The 25,174-nt window shown below is 32.1% G+C and carries 18 protein-coding genes and 1 tRNA gene; 15 read left to right on the top strand and 4 right to left on the bottom strand.

Going from position 1 to position 25,174, the window contains the following annotated elements; genetic code table 11:
• The 4 genes from BVC87_RS21800 to BVC87_RS21785 all read left to right on the top strand — a co-directional run.
• Positions 1–6,414 (top strand): PKD-like domain-containing protein (locus BVC87_RS21800; protein WP_200799223.1); only part of this gene is annotated, 6,414 nt, incomplete at its 5' end.
• Positions 6,415–6,535: 121 nt separating this feature from the next.
• Positions 6,536–9,940: an isoleucine--tRNA ligase gene (gene ileS / locus BVC87_RS21795; protein WP_075344523.1), complete on the top strand. Its 3,405-nt coding sequence runs from the start codon at positions 6,536–6,538 to the stop codon at positions 9,938–9,940.
• Positions 9,941–9,944: 4 nt separating this feature from the next.
• Entirely contained in the window at positions 9,945–10,325 is a 381-nt protein-coding gene (locus BVC87_RS21790; protein WP_075344522.1) for a TraR/DksA family transcriptional regulator, read from the top strand.
• A 34-nt stretch (positions 10,326–10,359) separates the two neighbouring features.
• Entirely contained in the window at positions 10,360–11,004 is a 645-nt protein-coding gene (locus BVC87_RS21785; RefSeq protein ID WP_075344521.1) for a hypothetical protein, read from the top strand.
• A gap of 60 nt (positions 11,005–11,064) precedes the next feature.
• Here the strand turns inward: BVC87_RS21785 and BVC87_RS21780 are convergent, their stop codons facing one another.
• Both BVC87_RS21780 and BVC87_RS21775 read right to left on the bottom strand, forming a co-directional pair.
• A complete protein-coding gene (locus tag BVC87_RS21780; protein WP_075344520.1) occupies positions 11,065–12,207 on the bottom strand; it encodes an esterase-like activity of phytase family protein in 1,143 nt (380 codons plus the stop codon).
• A gap of 223 nt (positions 12,208–12,430) precedes the next feature.
• Positions 12,431–13,738: a serine hydrolase domain-containing protein gene (locus BVC87_RS21775; RefSeq protein ID WP_075344519.1), complete on the bottom strand. Its 1,308-nt coding sequence runs from the start codon at positions 13,736–13,738 to the stop codon at positions 12,431–12,433.
• Between the two features lie 214 nt (positions 13,739–13,952).
• Here BVC87_RS21775 and BVC87_RS21770 point away from each other — a divergent pair, with 214 nt between their 5' ends.
• Genes BVC87_RS21770 through BVC87_RS21750 form a run of 5 tightly spaced genes read left to right on the top strand, consistent with a single transcriptional unit; the run spans position 13,953 to position 17,854 of the window.
• Positions 13,953–14,921 carry a sensor histidine kinase gene (locus BVC87_RS21770; protein ID WP_234974713.1) on the top strand — a complete coding sequence of 323 codons (969 nt, stop codon included), beginning with the start codon at positions 13,953–13,955 and terminating at the stop codon, positions 14,919–14,921.
• Positions 14,921–15,631 (top strand): LytR/AlgR family response regulator transcription factor, encoded by a 711-nt coding sequence (locus BVC87_RS21765; RefSeq protein WP_075344517.1) that lies wholly within the window; start codon positions 14,921–14,923, stop codon positions 15,629–15,631. The genes BVC87_RS21770 and BVC87_RS21765 overlap by 1 nt, the downstream gene beginning before the upstream one ends.
• A gap of 47 nt (positions 15,632–15,678) precedes the next feature.
• The gene (locus BVC87_RS21760) at positions 15,679–16,257 is read left to right on the top strand and encodes a lipoprotein signal peptidase (RefSeq protein WP_075344516.1); all 579 of its coding nucleotides are present in this window, start codon (positions 15,679–15,681) and stop codon (positions 16,255–16,257) included.
• Positions 16,258–17,190 carry a hypothetical protein gene (locus BVC87_RS21755; RefSeq protein ID WP_075344515.1) on the top strand — a complete coding sequence of 311 codons (933 nt, stop codon included), beginning with the start codon at positions 16,258–16,260 and terminating at the stop codon, positions 17,188–17,190.
• Entirely contained in the window at positions 17,177–17,854 is a 678-nt protein-coding gene (locus BVC87_RS21750; protein WP_075344514.1) for an ABC transporter ATP-binding protein, read from the top strand. Before BVC87_RS21755 ends, BVC87_RS21750 begins: the two co-directional genes overlap by 14 nt.
• Before the next feature lie 51 nt (positions 17,855–17,905).
• Here BVC87_RS21750 and trxB read toward each other — a convergent pair whose 3' ends face one another.
• Complete coding sequence (trxB, locus tag BVC87_RS21745; RefSeq protein ID WP_075344513.1) at positions 17,906–18,853, bottom strand: thioredoxin-disulfide reductase; 948 nt, start codon at positions 18,851–18,853, stop codon at positions 17,906–17,908.
• 167 nt (positions 18,854–19,020) lie between these two features.
• Here trxB and BVC87_RS21740 point away from each other — a divergent pair.
• Positions 19,021–19,095: transfer RNA gene (locus BVC87_RS21740), tRNA-Pro, on the top strand.
• Between the two features lie 88 nt (positions 19,096–19,183).
• On the opposite strand, the gene BVC87_RS21735 is transcribed toward BVC87_RS21740, so the two are convergent.
• Complete coding sequence (locus BVC87_RS21735) at positions 19,184–20,098, bottom strand: helix-turn-helix domain-containing protein (protein ID WP_075344512.1); 915 nt, start codon at positions 20,096–20,098, stop codon at positions 19,184–19,186.
• 279 nt (positions 20,099–20,377) lie between these two features.
• Between BVC87_RS21735 and BVC87_RS21730 the strand changes: the two genes are divergently transcribed.
• The 5 genes from BVC87_RS21730 (at position 20,378) to BVC87_RS21710 (ending at position 25,096) form a co-directional block, all read left to right on the top strand.
• Positions 20,378–21,310, top strand: a complete 933-nt coding sequence (locus BVC87_RS21730) for an alpha/beta hydrolase (protein WP_075344511.1) — start codon at positions 20,378–20,380, stop codon at positions 21,308–21,310.
• A gap of 128 nt (positions 21,311–21,438) precedes the next feature.
• Positions 21,439–22,575 carry an MBL fold metallo-hydrolase gene (locus BVC87_RS21725; RefSeq protein ID WP_234974712.1) on the top strand — a complete coding sequence of 379 codons (1,137 nt, stop codon included), beginning with the start codon at positions 21,439–21,441 and terminating at the stop codon, positions 22,573–22,575.
• 37 nt (positions 22,576–22,612) lie between these two features.
• Complete coding sequence (locus BVC87_RS21720) at positions 22,613–23,542, top strand: helix-turn-helix domain-containing protein (RefSeq protein WP_075344510.1); 930 nt, start codon at positions 22,613–22,615, stop codon at positions 23,540–23,542.
• Positions 23,543–23,788: 246 nt separating this feature from the next.
• The gene (locus BVC87_RS21715; RefSeq protein WP_075344509.1) at positions 23,789–24,340 is read left to right on the top strand and encodes a carboxymuconolactone decarboxylase family protein; all 552 of its coding nucleotides are present in this window, start codon (positions 23,789–23,791) and stop codon (positions 24,338–24,340) included.
• Positions 24,341–24,430: 90 nt separating this feature from the next.
• Positions 24,431–25,096, top strand: coding sequence for a Crp/Fnr family transcriptional regulator (locus BVC87_RS21710; protein WP_234974711.1), 666 nt, complete (start codon positions 24,431–24,433; stop codon positions 25,094–25,096).
• The last annotated feature ends 78 nt before the right edge of the window (positions 25,097–25,174 follow it).

Raw genomic sequence — 25,174 nt, 5'->3', positions numbered from 1 at the left:
ACTTCAGATGAATCGGAAGTTATCGTTAACCCATTACCTGTTTTTACATCAATAACATCAAATTCACCTATTTGTGAAGGAAATGATATAGAATTTTATATTTCTGGATCGGCAAATAGTGTATTAACATATAATCTCAATGGAAATGCAAATCAGACAATCACTTTAGATGGATCAGGAAATGCTACAATAACCAATATTGGAGCTGTTGTAGACACGACTATCAACTTAGTATCATTGTCGTTTTCTAGTACTGGATGTTCAATTAGTTTATCTAATTCAACTATGGTTACGGTTAATCCTAATCCAACCTTAAGTTCAGTTGTAGATATTATTGAATGTGTTGAAACGCCTGTACAGACTTTAAATGCGAATGACGGAATAGTATTAAATCCTAATACAAGTATTACTTGGTATGATGCACCAGCAGGAGGTAATATTGTAACAATTCCTACTATAAATACGGAAAATGTTCCAACATCTTTCTATGCAGAAATTACAGATACAAGTACATCATGTGTGAACCCAATTAGGGAAGAAGTGGTATTACATATCGTATCTCCACCGTTTCCTAATTTTACGGAAAGAGTGTGTTCAAGGGAATCTTTAGATATCGCAATTTCATCATTCACGGCAACCTATACGGTTACATCTTCAGATCCTATGAATGTTCCAGCGGGGACAGATAGAACCACAGCTATTGCGGCAAACATTACAGATAGTTATGTGAATACAAGTGGAGTGCCTGTTACTATTACATACACAGTTACTATAGATGATGGAACAGCGTGTAATGGAGAGACCTTTGATGTTGTTGTTACAGTAGATCCAGAGCCATTTAATGCTATAGAACCAACAGATATAGTGTGTAGCGATGTTGCTTTGAATTATGATTTAAATGGAGATGTTAACATATCTGGAGCAACATTTACTTGGTCAGCAATGGATAATCCTAATGTTTCAGGAGAAACAATTTCAGGAGGTGTTGGTTCAACAATTACTGATACTTTGACCAACACTAGTGGTGTTGATCAAACAGTAGTATATACTATTATTCCAACAAGTACTGACGGGTGTGTAGGGAATCCATTTACATATACAGTTACGGTAAATCCAGAACCATTTAATACTATAGCACCTATAGATATAGTATGTAGTGATGTTGCTTTGAATCATAATTTAGAGACAGATGTAAATGTGTCTGGTGGAAGTTTTACTTGGAGTGCATCAGATAATCCTAATGTAACAGGAGAAACATTGATAGTTAATAATACTTCAATAATTACTGATACTTTGACCAATACTAGTGGTGTTGATCAAATTGTGGTGTATACTATAACACCTACTAGCGGGGTAGGATGTGTTGGTAATTCATATACTTATACGGTTACGGTAAACCCAGAACCGTTTAATAATGTTCCTCCAATAATTACTATATGTAGTAATACTTCTTTGAGTTATGATTTGCAAAGTAATGTGAATTTAACAGGGACAACTTTTACCTGGAGTGTATTAGACAACCCTAATGTTTCGGGTGAGACATTAATTACATCAAATACATCAAGTATAACAGATACACTAATTAATACAAGTGGTAGTATTCAAAATGTAGCATATACAATTACTCCAACAAGCTCAGATGGTTGTATAGGTGATCCTTATGTTTTAACGGTAAGAGTAGATCCAGAACCATTTAATGTTGTAGCTCCAACAGATATTATTTGTAGTGATATTACATTAAATCATAATCTCGCATCAGATATTAATGTTACAGGAACAACATTTAGTTGGTTTGCAACGAATAATCCAAATGTTATTGGAGAAACCACTAGTACAACAACTGCTGAAAATATCACAGATACCTTAACTAACACCAGTGGAAGTATTCAAACGGTGGTGTATACTATTACACCAACAAGTCCAGCAGGTTGTATTGGGAATTCTTTTTTATATACGGTTACTGTAAATCCAGAACCATTTAATGCTACAGCACCAACTGATATAGTGTGTAGTGATATTACTCTGAATCATGATTTAACTACTGATGTAAATTTAGCAGGAGTAACATTTAATTGGGTAGCAGCCGATAATGGATTTGTTACAGGAGAAACTACAACTGTATCTAACTCAACAACAATTACGGACACATTAGTAAATATTAGCGGAAGTGTTCAAACTGTAATCTATACTATAACAGCAACAAGTTCTGATGGTTGTGTGGGAGATTCATTTACCTATACAGTTACTGTAAATCCAGAGCCATTTAATGCTATAGCGCCGACAGATACCGTTTGTAGTAATATTGCTTTAAATCATGATTTAAGCACCGATGTGAATTTGTCAGGAACAACATTTAGTTGGATAGCAACTGATAACCCCAATATTACTGGAGAAACATTAATTACAACAAATACTTCAAGTATTACTGATACTTTAATCAATACTAGCGGGTCTACACAATCAGTAATATATACAATTAACCCCACAAGTGCGAGTGGTTGTTTAGGAGAACCGTATACATATACGGTAACTGTTGAGTCACAACCAGTTTTTACATCATTGACTTCAAATTCACCTATTTGTGAAGGAAATGATGTAGAATTTTATATTTCAGGATCAGCAAATAGTGTATTAACATATAATCTCGATGGAAACGCAAATCAGACTATAACTTTAGATGGATCAGGAAATGCTACAATAACAAATATTGGAGCTGTTGTAGACACAACTATAAACTTAGTATCATTATCATTTTCTGGTACTGGATGTTCAACTAATTTATCTAATTCTACTATAGCTACAGTTAATCCTAATCCGACTTTAAGTTCAGTTACAGATATTATTGAATGTGTTGAAACGCCTATACAGACTTTAAATGCGAATGACGGAATAGTATTAAATCCTAATACGAGTATTATTTGGTATGATGCACCAGCAGGAGGTAATATTATAACAAGCCCTACTATAAATACAGAGAATGTTCCAACATCTTTTTATGCAGAAATTACAGATACAAGTACTTCATGTGTGAACCCAATTAGAGAGGAAGTTGTATTGCATATTGTATCTCCACCATTTCCTAATTTTACGGAAAGAGTGTGTTCAAGTGAATCTTTAGATATCGCAATTTCATCATTCACGGCAATCTATACGGTTACATCTTCAGATCCAGTGAATGTACCGGCAGGGCTAGATAGAACTACAGCTATTGCAGCAAACATTACAGATACTTATGTAAATACAAGTGGAGCACCTATTGTTGTTACTTACACAGTTACCATTAATGATGGAACAGCATGTAATGGAGAAACTTTTGATGTTATTGTCACAGTAGATCCAGAGCCATTTAATCCTATAGCACCAACAGATATAGTGTGTAGTGATGTTGCTTTAAATCATGATTTAAATGGAGATGTTAACATATCTGGAACAACATTTATCTGGTCAGCAATAGATAATCCTAATGTTTCAGGAGAGACTATTTCAGGAAGTGTAGGATCGACCATAACTGATACTTTGACGAATACTAGTGGTGTTGATCAAACTGTAGTATATACTATTATTCCAACAAGTGCTGAAGGATGTATAGGAAATTCATTTGCTTATACAGTAACAGTTAATCCAAGGCCTGAAGCATTACCTATTACAGGAAATTCATCAGTATGTATTGGGGAAACAATAAATCTTACAGCAGGCACTACAGGTACTTCAGTTACATGGTTCTCATCTGATACAAGTGTAGCCACTATCGATAACGCGGGAGTAATAACTGGAGTAGATTTTGGAACAGTAGATATTACGTATGTTGTTACAGATGCAAATGGGTGTAATTCTCTAGTTTCTCCAGAGTACGCTATAACAGTAGCTCCTTCTTTAGATACTGATGGTGATGGTTTAACGGATTGTGAAGAAACTACAGGTGTTGATGATCCTACAACTATAGGAGTTCCTTCAGGAACGAGTGATCCAAATGATTCATGTTCATTTACTGGTACTCCAACGGCAGATATTAATAATACAGTTTGGCAAAGCTCAGATTGTGATGGTGATGGTGTTTCTAATGGTCAAGAATTAGTTGATGGTACAGATCCTATTGATCCATGTTCTTTTACAGGAAATCCAACAGTAGACACTAGTAATTCAGTTTGGCAAGGAGCAGATTGTGATGGCGATGGTGTTTCTAATGGTCAAGAAATTGTTGATGGTACCGATCCTACTGATCCTTGTTCATTTATTGGTACTCCAATGGCAGATATTAATAATACAGTTTGGCAAGCTGCAGATTGTGATGGTGATGGTGTTTCTAATGGTCAAGAATTAGTTGATGGTACAGATCCTACTGATCCATGTTCTTTTACAGGAAACCCAATAGCAGATACGAGTAATTTAGTTTGGCAAGTAGCAGATTGCGATGGCGATGGTGTTTCCAATGGTCAAGAATTAGTTGATGGTACCGATCCTACTGATCCATGTTCATTTATTGGTAGTCCAACGGCGGATACAAGTAATCCAATATGGCAGGGAGCAGATTGTGATGGCGATGGTGTTTCTAATGGTCAAGAATTGATTGATGGTACCGACCCTACTGATCCATGTTCGTTTATTGGTAGCCCAACAGCAGATACGAGTAATTTAATTTGGCAAGCAGCAGATTGTGATGGCGATGGTGTTTCCAATGGTCAAGAATTAATTGATGGTACCGATCCAACAGATCCCTGTTCTTTTATCGGTAGTCCAATGGCAGATACGAGTAATCCAATATGGCAGGGAGCAGATTGTGATGGTGATGGTGTTTCTAATGGCCAAGAATTAATTGATGGTACCGATCCTGCCGATCCATGTTCATTTATTGGTACTCCGACGGCGGATACGAGTAATCCAATATGGCAGGGAGCAGATTGTGATGGCGATGGTGTTACTAATGGTCAGGAATTGATTGATGGTACTGATCCAACAGATCCATGTTCATTTATTGGAACTCCAACGGTAGATATTACAAATTCAATATGGCAGGCAGCAGATTGTGATGGTGATGGTGTTTCCAATGGTCAAGAAGTAATAGATGGTACAAATCCTACTGATCCATGCTCATTTATTGGTAGTCCAACCGCAGACATAAGTAATCCAATATGGCAGGGAGCAGATTGTGATGGCGATGGTGTTTCCAATGGTCAAGAAGTAATAGATGGTACCGACCCAACAGATCCATGTTCATTTACTGGGACTCCAACTGCGGATACGAGTAATTTAATTTGGCAAGCGGCAGATTGTGACGGTGATGGTGTTTCTAACGGTCAAGAAATAGTTGATGGTACCGATCCAACAGATCCATGTTCGTTTATAGGTAATCCAATGGCTGATACAAGTAATCCAATATGGCAGGCAGCAGATTGTGATGGCGATGGTGTTTCCAATGGCCAAGAATTGATTGATGGTACCGATCCTACTGACCCGTGTTCGTTTATTGGTAATCCAACAGCAGATACGAGTAATCCAATTTGGCAGGCAGCAGATTGTGATGGTGATGGTGTTTCCAATGGCCAAGAATTGATTGATGGTACCGATCCTACCGATCCATGTTCATTTATTGGTAGTCCAACAGCAGATATGAGTAATCCAATTTGGCAGGCAGCAGATTGTGATGGTGATGGTGTTTCTAATGGCCAAGAATTGATTGATGGTACCGATCCTACTGACCCGTGTTCGTTTATTGGTAGTCCAACAGCAGATACGAGTAATCCAATTTGGCAGGCAGCAGATTGTGATGGTGATGGTGTTTCCAATGGCCAAGAAATAATTGATGGTACTGATGCTACTGACCCATGTTCTTATAATCCAGATAATCAAATAATAGCTGATGTTTCTGCGGTTTGGAATACTCTAGATTGTGATAGTGATGGTCTTAGCAATGGAGATGAAGTTATAGCCAATACAGATCCATTGAATCCAGATTCAGATGGTGATGGTTTAACAGATAACGAAGAAGTGAATGGAGTAGATGATCCAAGTACACCTTTAGATCCTACTACTTATGTAGAAGGACCCACTTCTGATCCTAATGATCCTTGTGATCCAGTTGAAGGAGCAAATTGTAATAATGATGAGTGTTTGAATCCGTATAATTTAATGTCCCCAGGAAATGGAAATTCAGAGAATAATATCTTTTTTATTCGATGTATCGACAATCCTGAGTATGCTAATAATACCGTTGAAATATTTAACAGATGGGGAAATACAGTATTTAAAATACAAGGTTATAGTAATACAGATTCGTCAAAAAGGTTTGAAGGTATTTCAAGTGGAAGAGCTACAATTAATGTAGATGAAAAATTACCAGTTGGAACCTATTATTATGTTATAAATCCAGGAAATGGAGACGATCCAAAGACCGGATGGTTGTATATTAATCGATAAAAACAACGAAATACTAGAAAATAGATAAAAACGCTCCAGTAAAGGAGCGTTTTTTCGTTGTTAAATATGGCAATTATAATAAAATACGTAATTTTGCAAATTCAATTTATAGAACGAAAAAATGAGTAAGAACTTTACCGAATACAAAGGATTAAACCTACCTAATGTAGCAGAAGAAATCTTAAACTATTGGGAGGAAAACAACATTTTTGAAAAAAGTGTTACAACTCGTGAAGGAAATGAACCATTCGTGTTTTTTGAAGGTCCTCCATCTGCAAATGGATTACCTGGAATTCACCACGTAATGGCACGTTCTATTAAAGATATTTTTTGTCGCTATAAAACGCAAAAAGGATATCAAGTAAAGCGTAAAGCAGGATGGGATACCCACGGCTTACCTGTAGAACTTGGTGTTGAAAAAGAATTAGGAATTACTAAAGAAGATATAGGAACTAAAATTACTGTTGAAGAATACAACGAAGCTTGTAAAAAAGCAGTAATGCGTTATACAGATATTTGGAATAACCTAACCCATAAAATGGGATATTGGGTAGATATGGAAGATCCATATATCACGTATAAATCTAAATATATGGAATCTGTTTGGTGGTTACTAAAACAGATGTACGATAAAGATTTAATTTATAAAGGCTATACAATTCAACCGTATTCGCCTAAAGCTGGTACAGGTTTAAGCTCGCATGAATTAAATCAACCAGGTTGTTATCGTGATGTAACGGATACTACAGTGGTTGCTCAGTTTAAAGCAGTTGAAGAAACGTTGCCTGATTTCTTACAAAATGAAGGAACAATTTATTTCTTAGCATGGACGACAACGCCTTGGACATTACCAAGTAACACTGCATTAACAGTTGGGCCTAAGATTGATTATGTATTGGTTGAAACCTATAACCAATATACTTTTGAACCTATAAATGTAGTTTTAGCAAAGAATTTAGTTGCTAAACAATTTGCTGGTAAGAAATTTAATAAAGTTGAAGAAAAATCAGACTTGTTAGCTTACAAAGAAGGAGATAAACAAATTCCATTTTATATAGTAAAAGAGTTTAAAGGAGCTGATTTAATCAACATCAAATACGAGCAATTAATTGATTATGTATTGCCATATGAAAATGCTGAAAATGCATTTCGTATTATCGGAGGAGATTTTGTAACTACAGAAGATGGTACAGGAATTGTACATACGGCGCCTACGTTTGGAGCTGATGATGCTTTTGTAGCGAAACAAGCAGTACCAGAAATTCCACCAATGTTAGTATTGGATGATAATGGGAATGCTGTGCCATTAGTAGATTTACAAGGTCGTTTCAGACCAGAATTGAAGGAGTTCGGTGGAAAATATGTGAAGAATGAATATTATACAGAAGATGCTCCTGAGAAATCTATTGATGTTGAAATTGCAATCAAATTAAAAATAGAAAATAAAGCCTTTAAGGTTGAAAAATATGTACACAGTTATCCACACTGTTGGAGAACTGATAAGCCAGTTTTATATTATCCATTAGATTCTTGGTTCATTAAAGTAACCGATAAAAAGGATCGTATGTTTGATTTAAATGAAACGATCAATTGGAAACCTAAATCAACAGGAGAAGGTCGTTTTGGAAATTGGTTAAAAAATGCAAACGATTGGAACTTATCTCGTTCTCGTTTCTGGGGAATTCCATTACCAATATGGAGAACAGAAGATGGAACAGAACAAATTTGTATCGGTTCTTTAGAAGAGTTAAAATCAGAAATAGCAAAAGCTGTAGAAGCTGGAGTTATGGATTCAGATATTTTTGCTGAATTTGAAGTTGGTAACATGGCCGAAGAAAACTATGATAAAGTTGATTTACATAAAAATGTAGTTGATAAAATCGTGTTAGTTTCTGCTTCAGGAAAACCAATGCAACGCGAAAGTGATTTAATTGATGTTTGGTTTGATTCTGGTTCAATGCCTTACGCACAATGGCATTATCCATTTGAAAACAAGGAGTTAATTGATAATAAAGAAAGTTATCCAGCAAACTTTATTGCAGAAGGAGTAGATCAAACTCGTGGATGGTTCTATACATTACATGCTATTGGAACTATGGTTTTTGATTCTGTAGCCTATAAAAATGTAGTGTCTAACGGATTAGTGTTAGATAAAAACGGACAAAAAATGTCAAAACGTTTAGGGAATGCAGTTGATCCGTTTACAACATTAGCTGATCATGGACCAGATGCTACACGTTGGTATATGATTTCAAATGCAAATCCTTGGGATAATTTAAAATTTGACATTGCAGGAATCGAAGAAGTAAAACGTAAATTCTTTGGAACATTATATAATACGTATTCTTTCTTTAGTTTATATGCAAATATTGATGAATTTACTTATGCTGAAGCAGCTATTCCATTAGCTGAACGTCCAGAGATTGATAGATGGATTCTTTCTGAATTAAATACTTTAGTAGATAAAGTAGATAAATTCTATGCAGAATATGAACCTACAAGAGCTACAAGAGCTATTTCAGACTTTGTGCAGGATCATTTAAGTAACTGGTATGTTCGTTTATGTAGAAGACGTTTCTGGAAAGGAGAATATGCACAAGATAAAATTTCTGCATACCAAACCTTATATACTTGTATGTTAACAGTAGCGAAATTAGGAGGACCTGTTGCCCCTTTCTTTATGGATCGTTTATATAAAGATTTAAATGCAGCTACAGGTAAAGAGAATTTCGAAAGCGTACATTTAGCAGAATTTCCAAAATATGATGCGAGTGTAGTTGATAAAGCTTTAGAACGTAAGATGGAAAATGCACAAACTATTTCGTCTTTAGTACTTTCTTTAAGAGCAAAAGAGAAAATAAAAGTACGTCAACCGCTACAGAAAATCATGATTCCTGTACTAGATGACACGCAAAAAGAAGAAATTTTAGCAGTATCAGATTTAATTACATCAGAAGTAAACGTAAAGGAAATAGAGTTGTTAGATGATGCTTCTGGTATTTTAGTAAAACAAATTAAACCAAATTTTAAAGCATTAGGGCCAAAATTTGGAAAAGACATGAAAGCTGTTGCTTCTGAAATTCAGTCTTTTACGCAAGAACAAATCAGTCTAATAGAAAAAGATGGTCAGATTTCTGTTGAAATTAACGGGAAAATGATTACTTTAGGTACGGCTGATGTAGAAATTTCATCAAAAGATATAGAAGGTTGGCTAGTAGCAAATGCTGATGGTTTAACGGTAGCTTTAGATGTTACAATCACAGATGAATTACGTAGAGAAGGTATTGCTAGAGAGTTAGTCAATAGAATTCAAAATGCTCGTAAAGATTCTGGTTTTGAAGTAACAGATAAAATAAACTTAACGTTTTTAAACCTTGAAGAATTACAACAATCTATATTAGCAAATGAAGACTATATTAAGACAGAAACATTAACGAAAGAGTTAGTTTTTGTTGATGCCTTGGACAATGGTACGGAAATTGAATTTGATACCATTAAAAGTAGAATGTTAATCGAAAAAGCATAGTATTATGGCAGAAGACGTTAAAGTAAGATATTCAGACGGTGATTTACAAGAGTTCAAAGAGATTATTCTTAATAAGATTGAACGAGCAGAAGAAGATTTAGAACTATTAAAATCTTCCTATAAAAATGGAGAAGATAATGGTACAGAGGATACTTCACCAACATTCAAATCATTTGAAGAAGGTACGGAAACTATGGCCAAAGAGCGAAATATGCAATTAGCTATTCGTCAAGAAAAGTTTATACGAGATTTAAACAATGCACTTATTCGTATCGAAAATAAAACATACGGAGTGTGTAGAGTAACAGGAAAACTGATTCAGAAAGAACGTTTAAAATTAGTGCCTCATGCAACGCTAAGTATAGAGGCGAAAAGAAAACAATAGCAAAAAGCTTCCTTAGGGAAGCTTTTTTTATATAATGAAAGACATAGTTCGATTTATCTTTATCCTAGTTTATAGTGCTGCCTTAGGGCAAAATACAGTGCAAGAGAGTTTTCAAACTATATCTGAATCGATAGAGATAGTAGTAGAAGATTTAGATGAAATAAAAATTGTAAACTCAAATGCGAATATAGTAGAAGCTAGAGTAGTTAGTTTAGCAGAAAAATCACATACTATAAGTACAGAAGAATTCAATAATGTACTGAAAATGAAAATAGAAGCAAATCCTTTTAAAGAAGATTCAGGTATTTTTAGAAAATATATCACACAGAGAATTCATAAAGCATCTGCTGTAATCCAATTACCTAAAAATAAAGAAGTAATTATTCTAGGTAAATATGTTGATGTGATCTCCGAAAGTTATGAGGGTAGCTTAAGTATATATATTGATAAAGGATATGTGAATTTGAATGAAGTTAAGAAAAATGCTATGATCAAACTATTTCAAGGAAATATACATTTTATTGCGGAAAATACAGATTTTGAAATCGCGACTTCTAAAGGACGGATAACTAAAAAAGGTCAAAGCATAGCGTCTCCATACATACAAAAAACAAAATCTTCAGATAAAACAATAAAGATTGATGCTATTAATGCAAATGTTTTTATTGATGAAAAGTGAAAAGAGCTCAAATAATTAATTTGAACTCTTTTTCGTACTAGGGATTACTAATATTAACCCTTAAGGAAGCACTTCTAATACTATGAATTGGTTTAATTGTGCTCCAAAAGCGCTAAAATTATTATCTGCAACTAAAACAAGTGATTTATTTCCATTAGCTAAATTCGGACCGAAAGTAATCCCTTCCAAGTTATCTACAACTTTGGCAGTTCCACCTGGAACAGAAGATAATTGAGTTCTAATATCATTAAAGTCAAATAAAAGTTTTTTGCTAGAAGAAATAACGGTATTATCTAAAGTTTCTAGAGATGATACATCTGTTGCATTTGAAGCATCTACTCCATAAATAAATACGTCATTTCCTCCATCATCTTGACCAGAAGCAAAAGAACGTTCTAATATTAAAAACTTATCTGTATCATATTCTAATACTTCAACAAGCCCATTAACTGTAAAACCACCATCTCTTTTAACCTGACCAAGATCATACGTAAATTGACGACCAAACTTTCCTGTAGCTCTATCAATATAAGCGATTCTTACTTTAGAGTTTGTGTCCGATCCAAATACAGGTTCTTCTCCATCTTGTTTTAAAGGTAGCTCCATAGCTACCCAATACCCTTTTCCATCTAAACTCAAAGACAACCCTTCAAATACACCATTATTTCTAATACCAGTTTCAGTTGCTGTTGTTGCTTTAAAAATAGTTGGTAATGTATATTCTTTTATAAACTTACCTCTTACATTAGCTTCTCTAACAAAAGGATCTACTTGATCATTAGCAAAACCTTCGCTAGTCCAAATAATGTTCCCAGAAATAGGATCAAAACGTATCGCTTCTGGGTCAACTTGCTTATCGTCGAAAGAGGCCCCTTGTTTATTGAGTAATTCTACTTGACTTGAAATATTAACACTGTTGAATTTTGTTTCATTAAAATCTAATGTAGCAGTATAAAAACGTATAGGAGCATTTGGAGCATCACTAATGATGTAATATGTACCATTATTATAATCGATACTAGATAGACCACCGATTACTTCCCCTTCAAATAATGTCCCATCAGGTATGATTTGCTCTCCAATAAATTTAAATCCACTTATAGTAGTGCCGGTGTTCATATTATCATCTGTATTATCATCACTACAAGAGAATACAATTAGACTTAAGCTTAGTGCAATAATTAAGTTTTTGATTTCTTTCATTTTAAAATGTTTAGTTATTTTTATTTTTAAAAACTTAAATAACACGAAAGCATATTAGCGTAAGATTAAAAACTTGTTAAGGTTACTTCAAATTGTCAACTAACTTTAATGAGCATTATAAACTCCAAAGTGCACTTTATCTGCAATTGCTATCATAAAAGTGATAATTACTACTATAATGAACACTATTTTGTATACGCTTTTGTTCTCTGAATTTTTCATATTATATTCTTTTAATTGTTGTTTGTAATCCATTTTGTCTAAAAATTAATTCATTTGGATTTTCAGGATTTACTTCTAATTCTACTCCAAAGCTTCCATTAAATAATTTATTTTTCTCTTTACTGATTAGAATAACTTGAGCACCTTGCGCAGTAAAATATAGATGATCATTTTGAGCTACAATTTCCATTTCCATTTTCATTCCGTGTGAATCAAAAAGATATTTTCCAATAGCTTTTTTAAAATCACTTGTAATATTTTTGTTGAAAGAAACCGTAGTTATTTTATCATCTAAATAGTCGAATAGCTCTTTTTTAATCATTTTGTTGAAAGGAACCATCCTTGAGTTTGAGAAAAATAAAATCAAATCTTTAGTCTCAGGATTGTAGTATTCTCTAAAAGCATACCCTAAATTATTTCCACCATGTCCAATAGTCCCATTTTTAAACTTCATCATTCCTAAACCATAATCAGCATCATCAAAGTCGATAAGTTTAGCTAGTGATGTAGTATTAATAAAGGTTTGCTTTTCAAATAAATGGGTATAGAATTTTTCCATATCAGAAAGTGTAGAAGCTATAGCACCGGCAGCATTAGCAAAGTTGGCAAAAAATCGATAGTCTAAATATTCAGATACATCTTTTCCATTGTAAGTTGGAGGTGCTAAGTTTGTTAAGTTTTTAGATACATATGGATAAGATTCATCCATTGAGGCAGGTATAAAAATACGTTCTCTAACTAAATCAAAATAGCTTTTGTCAGTTACTTTTTCTAAAATCTTACCCAACAAAAGATAATTAGTATTACAGTATTCATATTTCCCTTTTTTATCTGGATTCCCTTTAGGAATAGTACTTAAATAACTCTGATTGTAAATAGAATCATTTTGAGCAAAAAAATCTGACTCATAGCCTTTTCCAACAATTTCCCCTAAACCGCTTCTATGACGTAGTAAACTTTCTATAGTTAAACTACCGTCAACATTTTTCATAGGCTTTAAGTATGTAGCTATTGAGTCAGATAACTTTAAATTTCCTCGTTCTTGCTCTTGTAAAATCAATAGAGCAGTAATTTTTTTAGTGGCACTTCCAATATTAAAAACGGTGTGCTCATTGAAACTGTAAGTACCAATTCCCTCAGCAATAAATAGACCGTCTTTTTTAACAAGAATACCAATACCAACATTTAACTCTGTTAAATAAGGATTGTACTTTTTAGTGATACGACTTAGATCATTAGATTGACCAGCTAAAGGCTTTATAATTAGAAATAAGGTTAGGACTAAAATTTTTATTATCAAGTTCATCATAATTGTTTGTATTAAGATTCGTTGTCAAAATTCTATGATAAAAACAGTCTTTGAAAAGATTAATGATGAGCGTAACCAGAAAAGTGATGAATGTAAAAATGAGGGTATAAAAGCTAAAAATGAAGATTCAAATATGAAATAAGTACGTTTGTCATTAAAAAATGTACTTTAACACATTAAAAACTACATTTGAATTTGTGTTCATAAAAATTGAATGATGCATACGTATGGAAAAATACTAAATAACAAAGTTCTTCAGAATCTATTAGTTTGGAGTGTAATTTATATCATTTTAGTTGCTACGATAACAGCAGATAATAAATTGATAGATGCTTTTTTAGGCATTCTTTTACTTTGTCCATCAGTATATGTTAATAGTTTATTTATACTTCCAGTTTTTAAAAAGAATAAAATAAAATTCTTCGTATTATTCTTCTTGAATGCATTGACTTTTGCGTTTTTAATGGCCGTAACAGTACAGTTTTCTTTAAAAAAGGAAATAGATATAGCTACTGCTCAAATAGGTAATGTGTTAGGTCTTCAATTATTAACACTAACTTTTTCTTCTGCTATTAAAGTTGCTAGAGACAGTTTTGTATTTGCACAGCAAGAAAAAGAAGCAGAATTAAAATTATTAAAAGCCCAGTTAAATCCACATTTTTTATTCAATACACTCAATAATTTATACGGACTTTCTGTAATTAAATCAGAAAAACTACCTAGTCTAATGTTAAAATTATCTGATTTGTTACGTTATAGTTTATACGAAACAAAGGAAGTATATGTTGCATTACAAAAAGAGATTAATTATTTAGAAAACTATGTTACTCTGGAAAAGTTGAGATTGAATGATGCTTCAATACGTTTTGATAAACAAGGAGATTTTTCAAAGTATCAAATCGCCCCAATGCTATTAATTGTTTTTGTTGAAAACACGTTTAAACATTTAGGAGAAGATCCTGAAGTAATGATACATATCAAAATGGAGAAAAATACATTAATTTTTCAATGTAAAAATTCAAGAAATGCCTCACTTGTAGAAGAAAATTTAGAGAAAGGAAGAAGTGGTATAGGTTTGAATAATGTTAAAAAACGATTAGCATTATTATATCAAGGGAAATATAATTTATCAATTCATAAAGATGAGCATTATTTTAAAGTAGATTTAAAAGTAACGTTGTAATGAAAGTATTTAAATGTTTAATAGCGGATGATGAGCCAATAGCTCGTCAAATACTAGAAAATTATTGTAAAGATATACCGTATTTAGAATTGATATCATCATGTAAGAATGCATTTGAAGTAATGGAGGAGTTGCAAAAACATGAAATCGATATCTTATTTTTAGATATTAATATGCCTAAGTTATCAGGAATTAGCTTGCTAAAAACATTGACGAATCCACCTAATGTTATTATTACTTCCGCATATTCGGAGTATGCTATTGAAGGTTTCGAACTAGCTGTGGTAGATTATTTGTTAAAACCATTTTCTATAGAACGATTTCTACAAGCTGTTATGAAGGTAAAAAATAAGTATTCAAACACAGTAGTAGAAATAAAGAAAGAGAAAAAAACACCAACATCAATTTTTGTAAAGAGTGATAAAAAAATTGTTAAAATCAATTTTGATAGTATCAATTACATAGAAGCTTATGGAAACTATGTTAAGATTTTTTCAGAGTCTATGATTTTAACACAACAAACACTTTCAGATTTTTTAGAAAAACTTCCAGAAAACTTTATAAGAATCCATAAATCCTACGCTATAAACTTGGATGAATTAAAGTCAATAGAAGGAAACTTAGTGATGATATCTGAAAATGAAAAATTACCAATAGGAAAATCTTATAAAAAACTGTTAATAGATAAAATAGAACAAAATATAAGGTAAAGTATTCTGTATAGTTTTCTTATTTTTGTCGCTATTAAAATTTAAAAATGTCTAAAAGAAGCATTGCCATATTTACTGTTATATTAGCAATAGTAATAGATCAAGTTAGTAAAATATATGTAAAAACTCATTTCTTTCTTGGAGAAGAAGTCGTAGTCTTCCCAAATTGGTTTATTATACATTTTACAGAGAATAATGGCATGGCATGGGGATTCGAGTTCGGAGGAAAAGCAGGGAAGCTATTTTTAACACTTTTTAGATTGGTAGCCGTTACAGGAATCATATATTGGTTGGCGCAGACCATTAAAAATAAAATCCATAATGGAGTTATTATAGCGATATCTTTAATACTTGCAGGTGCTGTTGGAAATATTATAGATTCTGTTTTTTATGGAGTGATTTTCGATTCTTCTAGAGGTAAAATTGCAACGCTTTTTTCAGATAATCCTTATGGAGAGTTGTTTTATGGAAAAGTAGTAGATATGCTATATTTTCCTTTATATAAAGGTGAAAGTTTTACTTTTTTTAATGCTATTTTTAATGGAGCAGATAGTTGGATAACTATTGGTGTAGCTTTGTTATTTATCTTTAATAAATACGCGTTTCCTAAGACTAAAAAGGAGTAAATGAAGTGGTATTTTGTGCTTCAATTTAAAATGTTAAATAGGCATTTAAAAGACTTCGGAATACCAACTCTATTAATTTATCCAACATTAGTATCAATTTTTTTATTACTCTCAAACTTTGTCTTCTATGCAGTAGGTGAGAGTTATGCTTCGTATGTTTACTTGTTTATTGCGATATCAGTGATTATTAAATTAGGTGAGAGGAAACGAAATGATTTCTTAAAACTTAGTTTTACCCAAAAAAAGTACGCTAGTATAAGAGCCTTAGAAAACGTATTGTTAGCAACACCATTTGCATTGTACTTAATCTATGAAAAAGAGTATTGGTATATAGTATACCTTTATTTGGTAGGATTACTTTTGAGTAAATTTACATTGGATTTATCTACAAGTTATACAATACCAACCCCGTTTGGAAAAAAGCCATTTGAATTCTCTTTAGGATTTAGAAATACTTTCTTTTTATATCCGATTATATATTTTCTTACTTATAAATCTATAGAAGTAAAAAATTTTAATCTAGGAATCTTTTCTTTATTACTATTATTTGTACTGTTGATTTCATATTATACGAAAATAGAAAACAGGTATTTTGTTTGGATGTTTAAATACACACCTAAAACATTTCTGATAGAAAAAATAAAAACGGGTGTTATTTATGCATTATTTAGCAGTGCTCCAATTGTAGTATCCTTAGGTGTATTTTTTTATGATTACATCGGAATTATTATAGTTGTTCAACTGTTGTGCTTTTTATACTTAATACAAGCAATTATTGCTAAGTATTGTGATTTTCCAATGCAAATTACTTTGCCTAATAGTATGATTTTTGGAATGAGTATGTCTTTTCTTCCGTTAGCATTATTGACATTTCGTTATTTTTATAGAAAATCTATTCAAAACTTAACATCTGTTTTAAATGATAAGCATTAAAGATCTATCTAAAAATTACGGAACAAATTCAGTATTAAAGCATATTAATATAGATTTAAAAAAAGGAAACGTTTATGGAATTGTAGGAGAAAATGGAGCAGGGAAAACAACATTTTTCAATTGTTTATCAGGAATAGAGAAATATAAAGGGAAAATAGATTCAGTAAAGAATTTAAAAGATATTATAGGTTTTTTACAGACAGAATTTTATTTCTTTCCAAAAATAACAGGAAGAGAATATATTCAACTATTACTTAATGCAAGAGATGTTGGGGTTGAGAATATCGATCAACGTAATATTTTCGATTTACCATTAGATAAATATGCGATGAATTACTCTACTGGAATGAAGAAAAAACTAGCGTTAACAGCTATTCTGTTACAAGAGAATACTGTTTTTATTTTAGATGAACCTTTTAATGGAGTAGATATTCAAAGTAATATAATTATAACAGAAATTATACATCAATTAAAAAAGTTAAACAAATTGGTTATTATTTCTTCTCATATTTTCTCAACTCTAGCTACTACATGCGATGAAATTCATGTGTTAAAAGAAGGAAGTTTTGTGAAAAAAGTAATGAAAGAAGATTTTGAAGCATTGGAAGATGAAATGAAAGCAAAAACACTTTTAAATACGATAGATAAATTAGAGTTAAAATAAAAAAGAGATTACTTCAAGTAATCTCTTTCCTATATTTTATGTTTTAGTTGCTTATTCTAAAGCACCTAAATAACGTTCAGCATCTAATGCAGCCATACAACCAGTACCAGCAGCGGTAACTGCCTGTCTGTATTCTTTATCTTGAACATCACCAGCAGCAAATACACCAGGAACATTTGTTTTAGTTGTTTTTCCTTTGGTAATTAAATAACCAGTATCATCCATGTCTAATACACCTTTAAATAATTGTGTATTTGGAGTATGACCTATGGCAACAAATACTCCTGTAACAGGAATTTCTGTTTTGTCTCCAGTTTGATTATTTACAGCTCTCACACCTTCAACTACATTACCACCTAAAACTTCATCAATTTCAGTATTAAACAATACTTCTATATTTTCAGTTTTATTTACTCTGTGCTGCATTGCTTTAGAAGCACGCATATAATCTTTACGAACTAACATGGTAACCTTACTACAAATATTTGCAAGGTAAGTAGCTTCTTCAGCGGCAGTATCACCAGCACCAACTACAACTACATCTTGACCTTTATAAAAGAAACCATCACAAGTAGCACAAGCAGAAACACCTCCACCAATTAAACGTTGTTCACTTTCTAAACCTAAATATTTAGCAGTGGCACCAGTAGAAATGATAACCGTTTCAGCTTCTAATTCAGTAGCTTCATCAACAACAACTTTGTGTATTCCACCTTCTTCTTTAGAAAAATCAATTTTAGTAACCATTCCAAAACGAACATCAGTTCCAAAACGTTCAGCTTGATTTTTTAAATCTTCCATCATAGCTGTTCCGTCAGTACCATTAGGATATCCAGGGAAATTATCAACCTCGGTAGTCGTAGTTAACTGACCACCCATTTGCATACCTGTGTACATTACAGGTTTCATATCAGCTCTAGCAGCATATATAGCAGCAGTGTATCCTGCAGGCCCTGAACCGATTATTAAACATTTTATTCTTTCTACAGTATTTGACATTGGGTATTTATTATAGGGTTACAAATGTAATTTTTTTTTATTTGTACTAAAAAGCAATATACATATATTTCTCTTATTAGACGATAAAAGATGTTGATCTTACGAGTATTTTTAATTCATTTTTATATTTATATTAAAAAATTTTCATACCTTTGTCGCCCGTTATTCGGGGTGTAGCGTAGCCCGGTCATCGCGCCTGCTTTGGGAGCAGGAGGTCGCAGGTTCGAATCCTGCCACCCCGACTGAAACAACAAGCCTTATAGATCATATGATTTATAAGGCTTTTTAAATTCGTATAAGAATTGGGATAAATAATTACATTTTAATCAATCATGAATTCATAATGTGTTGTTTAATAAATAGTTTAGGACTTACACCTGTTTTGTTTTTAAAGAGTCTTGAAAAGTACTCAGGATATTTAAAACCTAATTGATAAGCGGTTTCTGAAACCGATACATTAGGTGTAAGTAATAAATTCTTAGCTTCATCTATTAAAAATAAATTAATTTGTTCTTTAGCTGTTTTTCCCGTTTCAGCTTTTATACAATCACTAAGATACCGCTTACTTACTGATAGCTCATTAGCTATAAGTTCAACTGTAGGTAATCCTGTTTCACGTAGATTATTGTTTTGAATATAGGTTTTCAAGTATTCAAAAAACAACTGTAAAAGTCCTTTATGTAAGCTATTCCTATTTAAAAATTGTCTTTTGTAAAATCGATGAGCATATTTTAAAAGTGTTTCTAAATGTGAAAGAATGATATTTTTACTAAACTCATCAGAATTTCTAAAATATTCAGCTTCAATATTATCATAAATCCTTTGGAGTGTCAATTCTTCCGAGTCAGATAAGTGTAGAGCTTCATTCATAGAATACTCAAAAAAATGATATTTATTGATTACTCTAGCTAAGTTATGTCCAAGTAAAAAATCTTTATGAAAACTAATACTAAATCCTCCGTGTTCAAATTCTGCTTCTTCCATGATTGATACTTGATTGGGAGCAAAGAACATAAGAGTTCCTTTTTCAAAATCATATTTAGTTCTACCATAAGCAACACTACCTTTTTTGATTTTTTTCAAAGCAATAACAAAAAAATCACTTGTAAAAGGTTCTCGATTTACATATTTATGAGCCATTGCAATCAATTCTTTAGAAGGACGATTAGGAAAGAATAAAGGAATCTTGGGAGGATCCATCCTAAAGTGATCGGTCATTTCTTTAATAGTAGTAAAATGTAGCATATCAGTAAATCTTTATATCAAATATTGTATTGCTATGAGTCTTTCGAATAGTTTTTAAGGTGTCAAAAATAATGTTTTGGAATCCCTACAATTTGAACAAAATAACATAAGACTTATACTTTTTAGCGTAAATCTTATCAAAAGAGGTTATTTTAAGTTAAAAGAAGAAGTTTTAGAACCAAAAAGTATAAGTCTTATGCAAAATTGTTTAAGTACAAAACTTTACTCCAGAAGTAACTTTGTCTTATCGAATTAAATCAAATTTTAAAAAATAATATTATGGCATTACAATCAGGAAAAAACAGAGTAACATTCAAATCATTCGGAGTAGATTTAGTAGGAGACTTATACCTACCAGAAGGATTTGACGAAAACAAAAAATACAAAGCCATTATTGGGACCAGTCCGTTTCCCCAAGTTAAAGAGCAAGTGCCAGCAACTTATGGTCCTGAAATGGCAGCAAGAGGATTTGTTTATCTAGGGTTTGATTTCTTAGGAATGGGTGAATCACCAGCTCTTCCAGGTGAGTATAAAAAATCAAGATATATGTTTAGATTGATTGAAAACACTTGGGATGCTGTTTCTTATTTGACTTCACTTTCGTTTGTAGATGAGGTTTATGGATTAGGTGTATGTCAAGGAGGGTCAATCCTTGCATCAGCTTCGGTAACAGATCATAGAATTAAGAAGATTGCTACTGTTTCTGGAATGATGGCAGCAGATGCTTTCCAGTGGGGTGATCGTAACATTGTAGATCAAATGATTGCTGGGGCGAATGCTTCAAAACAAAAAATGTACGAAACAGGAGAAGCAGATTATCATTGGGTGAATGTTATCGATGATAGTATGACTGAAGAGGAATTTGTTTCAACAGGAACTCCAATGGCTGCGGATACTTATAGCTACTATGGAAAAGATGGATTCAGAGGTCCTGACACAGTTAAAAATTTTACCAATGATCATATCGCTGATCAAGCGATGCAATCTTTAATTTCAATTGGAGAACATTACGCTGATAAAATTACTCAACCAACTCTTGTAATCTACAGCCCTAGTGCACCAACGGCAATCTGTTCTACTAACTGGATTGAAAAGTTAACAAATAACCCTGAAGTTCTGACTTTTGAAGAATTTAGCCATGTGGAATTCTATTTCAAGCCAGAGGCTGTAAAAGCATCTACTAATGCTGTTGCAGAGTTTTTTAATAAATAATTTTATTAAGAATAAGAAAAGTACAATTTAATAATATAGGTATAATGTTTTCTGTACTTTTTAAGGTTAACTTTTATTAGAGATCCTGATATTTGAAATAATCCCAGAGGTGTGTAAAAGTTCAGATAATGAAGAAAACAATAAAGATTATAAAAAAAATGATAGTAGCGATAGGAGCACTTATAGGTATTATTGTGATGATAGCTGTTTTATTTGTCAATTTAAGTCCTCAGTTTGGAGGTAAACCAAATGAAAAACAAAAAGTTATTTTTAGTAAATCTCCAAATTATAAAAATGGACAATTCATTAATATTGGAGGTGTAAAAAATGAAATGAGTGGAAGTGATATGATAAAAGCCATAGGAGGGATGTTTAAAAGCATACCCAACGCAAAACCTAATACACTTTTAAATTCCAATAAAATAGATTCTACTAATATTGCTAATTACAATGGTAAAACTCGTTTTATTTGGTTTGGTCATTCAACATTTTTATTACAAATGAACGATAAAAATATCTTAATAGATCCAATGTTTGGTGAAGTACCAGCTCCACATCCTTTGCTTGGAGGAAAACGATTCAGTAAAGGTTTACCTATAGAGATTGAAAAGCTACCAAAAATTGATGCAGTTATTATTTCTCATGATCACTATGATCATTTGGATTATAACTCAATTAAAAAGTTAAAGAATAAAGTAGATCAATTCTTTACACCTTTAGGAGTAGGAAGCCATTTAAAGGAATGGGGAGTAGAACAAAATAGGATTATAGAGTTAGATTGGTGGGAACAAGTAAAAATTGAGAATATAACCTTCATAAGTACACCAGCTCAACATTTTTCAGGAAGAGGACTATCTGATAGAGACCAAACACTTTGGTGTTCATGGATTATTCAATCTCAAACTGAAAATATCTTCTTCAGTGGAGATAGTGGCTATGGAGAACATTTTAAAGAAATAGGAGATGAATATGGTCCTTTTGATCTTGCAATGATGGAATGTGGTCAATACAATGAGTTGTGGCCAGAAATACATATGTTTCCAGAAGAAACAGCTCAAGCTGGAGTAGATATAAGAGCTAAAAAGATTATGCCTATTCATTGGGGAGCATTTAAATTAGCACAACATTCTTGGACCGATCCCATAGAAAGAGTAATTCAAAAGGCAAAGGAGTTAAAAATAGAAGTCGTAACTCCTGAGATAGGAACACCTACTGAGATCAATCAGGAAAATCAATTAGACGCAAATTGGTGGAGTAGGTATTAAAATTAAGCCTTAAATTTAATAAAGTAAAATAAAGAAAATGCCTAGTTTAAACTTTAATAATATACCTGATTACCACAATTATTTTGGGCTTTCAGAACCTGAAAATCCTTTCTTTAGTGTGTCTCATACCAAGTTAGAAAAAGAGGAAGAAGAAACTTGTAGTTTTGATACTTTTGAAGATCCTATTGAGTTAAGTTGTGATTTTTACAGTATTAGCCTTAAAAATATAATTTCAGGAGAGATAACTTATGGCAGGACAAAATATGATTGTTCTAAAGGAACTTTACTGTTCACAGCTCCAAACCAGAAATTATCATTTAAGAATTTGGTGTTCAGCTCAGAATCTTACCATATAGCTTTTCATAAGGACTATATACGTAGTTTAGATATTTATCAAAAAATTAAAAAGTATAATTATTTCAATTACAATGTCAATGAAGCGTTGCATCTATCTCCAAAGGAAGAGCAAATCATAAAAGAACTTTTCAAGAATATTGAACTTGAATACCATAATAATCAAGATGAATTCAGTAAAGAAATCATCATTTCTCAGCTAGAAACCTTATTGAAATATGCAGACAGATTTTACAAAAGGCAATTTCTAGATAGAACAGAGGATAACAAAATCCTCATCACAAAATTCAAAGACATATTAAACATCTATTTTGAGCAAAATTTATTTGCTGAAGAGGGAATTCCTTCCGTAGACTGGATGGCAGCACAGTTAAATGTTAGTCACCGCTACATGAGTGATACCATAAAAGCAGAAACAGGAAAAACAGCTAAAGAACAAATTAATTTATTTTTAGTAGAAGAAGCAAAGAGTTTATTGTTGAATCCAAACATTTCTATTTCAGAGACAGCCTATCAATTAGGATTTGAATACCCTCAATATTTTACAAGATTATTCAAGAAAAAAGTTGGGGTAAGTCCCAAAGAATATATCAAAAGTCATTCTTTAAACTAGCGATTAATTTTCTAACCGCGTTCTACTTTGTATCAAAGAAGTGATAAGAATAGAGTGATTTAAATAGTTGATTTGATTTTAGTCTTGAGTAAATGTTTAATAGCAAGGCAAAATCTTGAACTAGTTCAAGATTTTGCCTTGTTGTATTTCAAGAGTATTTCCTGTCTTGGTTCATTTTTGTCTTCAAGAGTCGGTTGCATCTTTGTAGTGTCGATATTGACAAATAAACATTAAATTTTAAATAAGATGGAAACATTAAAAGAAGTAACATTTGAAGTACCAACAAGAGAACAGGTTTCAGAAAACAATCAAGCAATTTTTGATCAAATGCAAAAGTCATTTGGTACAGTTCCTAATTTATATGCAACTTTCGCATTAAATGACACTGCACTTTCAGATTACTTAGCTTTACAAAATCGTAAGAGCACTTTGACAGGAAAAGAAAGAGAAATCATTAATCTAGTAGTAAGTCAAGTAAATGAATGTGATTACTGTTTACCTGCACATACTTTTATAAGCAAAAAAATGCATGGATTTAGTGATGAAGAAATCTTAGAAATTAGAAGAGGAGAAATTTCATTTAACGATAAATATGATGCTTTGGCAAAGTTTGTAAAAGATACTGCAATCAATAGAGGCCGTCCTTCTAATGATTTAGCTGATAATTTATTCAAAGCAGGATTTACAAAAGCTAACGTGGTAGATATCATAATGGTAATTGGTGATAAAATAATCAGTAACTACCTGCACAATTTTACAAAAATTCCAGTGGATTGGCCAGAGGTTCCAAGTATCTAATTTTTTATTTAATAAAGCCTCACTTATAATGAGGCTTTATTATTTGATTCCAATAATTCATTTAATGAAACAGATATTATAACAAATCGTTTGAAAATATTAAATTTACAAGACTATCAATCGAAAAAAACCATAGGTAATTCTATCTGTGTATTATATAAAATGGATTTAGAAAAATATGAGCCAATACTAAAACACGTTGCACGTAACGTAGAATTAACTCAAGAAGAAAAAGTATTATTCACTTCTATTATAAAAACATCTCGTGTAAAGAAACGCCAATTTGTAATCCAACCAGGTTATCCATGCAATTACCGTAATTATATTGTTAAAGGAGCTTTCAGAATGTTTCATTTAGATGATAATGGTAAAGAACAAACTATAAGTATTGGAATTGAAGATTGGTTCTTCACTGATATTTACAGCCACGTCTACAAAAAGCCATCTAAATTTTTTGCTGAAGCGCTTGAAGATTCGATCATTTTTCAAATGAGTTATGAGGATGTTGAAAAACTATGTCAACAAAGTCATGCAATAAGTCAATATTGGAGGATGATTTTAGAAAAATCATATGCTAATTCCAGAAATAGAATAGTTTCTAATATGGGGAAAACCTCAGAAGAACGTTATTGGGAATACGCTAATAGATACCCAGAGATTATCAATCGGGTTCCACAATATGTAGTTGCTTCTTATTTAGGAATGTCAGCTGAATTTTTAAGTAAGATTCGTGCTCGTCCAATAAAGAAATCTTAATTCATTAAGTTCATTTTTAGTTAGCGATTTACCTAAAGATATATAACCAAAGCATTCAATTGCTTTGGTTTTTTTATT

It is taken from the genome of Tenacibaculum agarivorans (genome assembly GCF_001936575.1).
GTDB lineage: Bacteria > Bacteroidota > Bacteroidia > Flavobacteriales > Flavobacteriaceae > Polaribacter > Polaribacter agarivorans.
This window is presented reverse-complemented; position numbering and strand designations above follow the sequence as displayed.

Bases quoted from the DNA above. Each gene is read 5' to 3' on its own strand.
- ileS (WP_075344523.1), top strand. From the start codon at position 6,536: ATGAGTAAGAACTTTACCGAATACAAAGGATTAAACCTACCTAATGTA.
- BVC87_RS21790 (WP_075344522.1), top strand. From the start codon at position 9,945: ATGGCAGAAGACGTTAAAGTAAGATATTCAGACGGTGATTTACAAGAG.
- BVC87_RS21785 (WP_075344521.1), top strand. From the start codon at position 10,360: ATGAAAGACATAGTTCGATTTATCTTTATCCTAGTTTATAGTGCTGCC.
- BVC87_RS21780 (WP_075344520.1), bottom strand. From the start codon at position 12,207: ATGAAAGAAATCAAAAACTTAATTATTGCACTAAGCTTAAGTCTAATT.
- BVC87_RS21775 (WP_075344519.1), bottom strand. From the start codon at position 13,738: ATGATGAACTTGATAATAAAAATTTTAGTCCTAACCTTATTTCTAATT.
- BVC87_RS21770 (WP_234974713.1), top strand. From the start codon at position 13,953: ATGATGCATACGTATGGAAAAATACTAAATAACAAAGTTCTTCAGAAT.
- BVC87_RS21765 (WP_075344517.1), top strand. From the start codon at position 14,921: ATGAAAGTATTTAAATGTTTAATAGCGGATGATGAGCCAATAGCTCGT.
- BVC87_RS21760 (WP_075344516.1), top strand. From the start codon at position 15,679: ATGTCTAAAAGAAGCATTGCCATATTTACTGTTATATTAGCAATAGTA.
- BVC87_RS21755 (WP_075344515.1), top strand. From the start codon at position 16,258: ATGAAGTGGTATTTTGTGCTTCAATTTAAAATGTTAAATAGGCATTTA.
- BVC87_RS21750 (WP_075344514.1), top strand. From the start codon at position 17,177: ATGATAAGCATTAAAGATCTATCTAAAAATTACGGAACAAATTCAGTA.
- trxB (WP_075344513.1), bottom strand. From the start codon at position 18,853: ATGTCAAATACTGTAGAAAGAATAAAATGTTTAATAATCGGTTCAGGG.
- BVC87_RS21735 (WP_075344512.1), bottom strand. From the start codon at position 20,098: ATGCTACATTTTACTACTATTAAAGAAATGACCGATCACTTTAGGATG.
- BVC87_RS21730 (WP_075344511.1), top strand. From the start codon at position 20,378: ATGGCATTACAATCAGGAAAAAACAGAGTAACATTCAAATCATTCGGA.
- BVC87_RS21725 (WP_234974712.1), top strand. From the start codon at position 21,439: ATGAAGAAAACAATAAAGATTATAAAAAAAATGATAGTAGCGATAGGA.
- BVC87_RS21720 (WP_075344510.1), top strand. From the start codon at position 22,613: ATGCCTAGTTTAAACTTTAATAATATACCTGATTACCACAATTATTTT.
- BVC87_RS21715 (WP_075344509.1), top strand. From the start codon at position 23,789: ATGGAAACATTAAAAGAAGTAACATTTGAAGTACCAACAAGAGAACAG.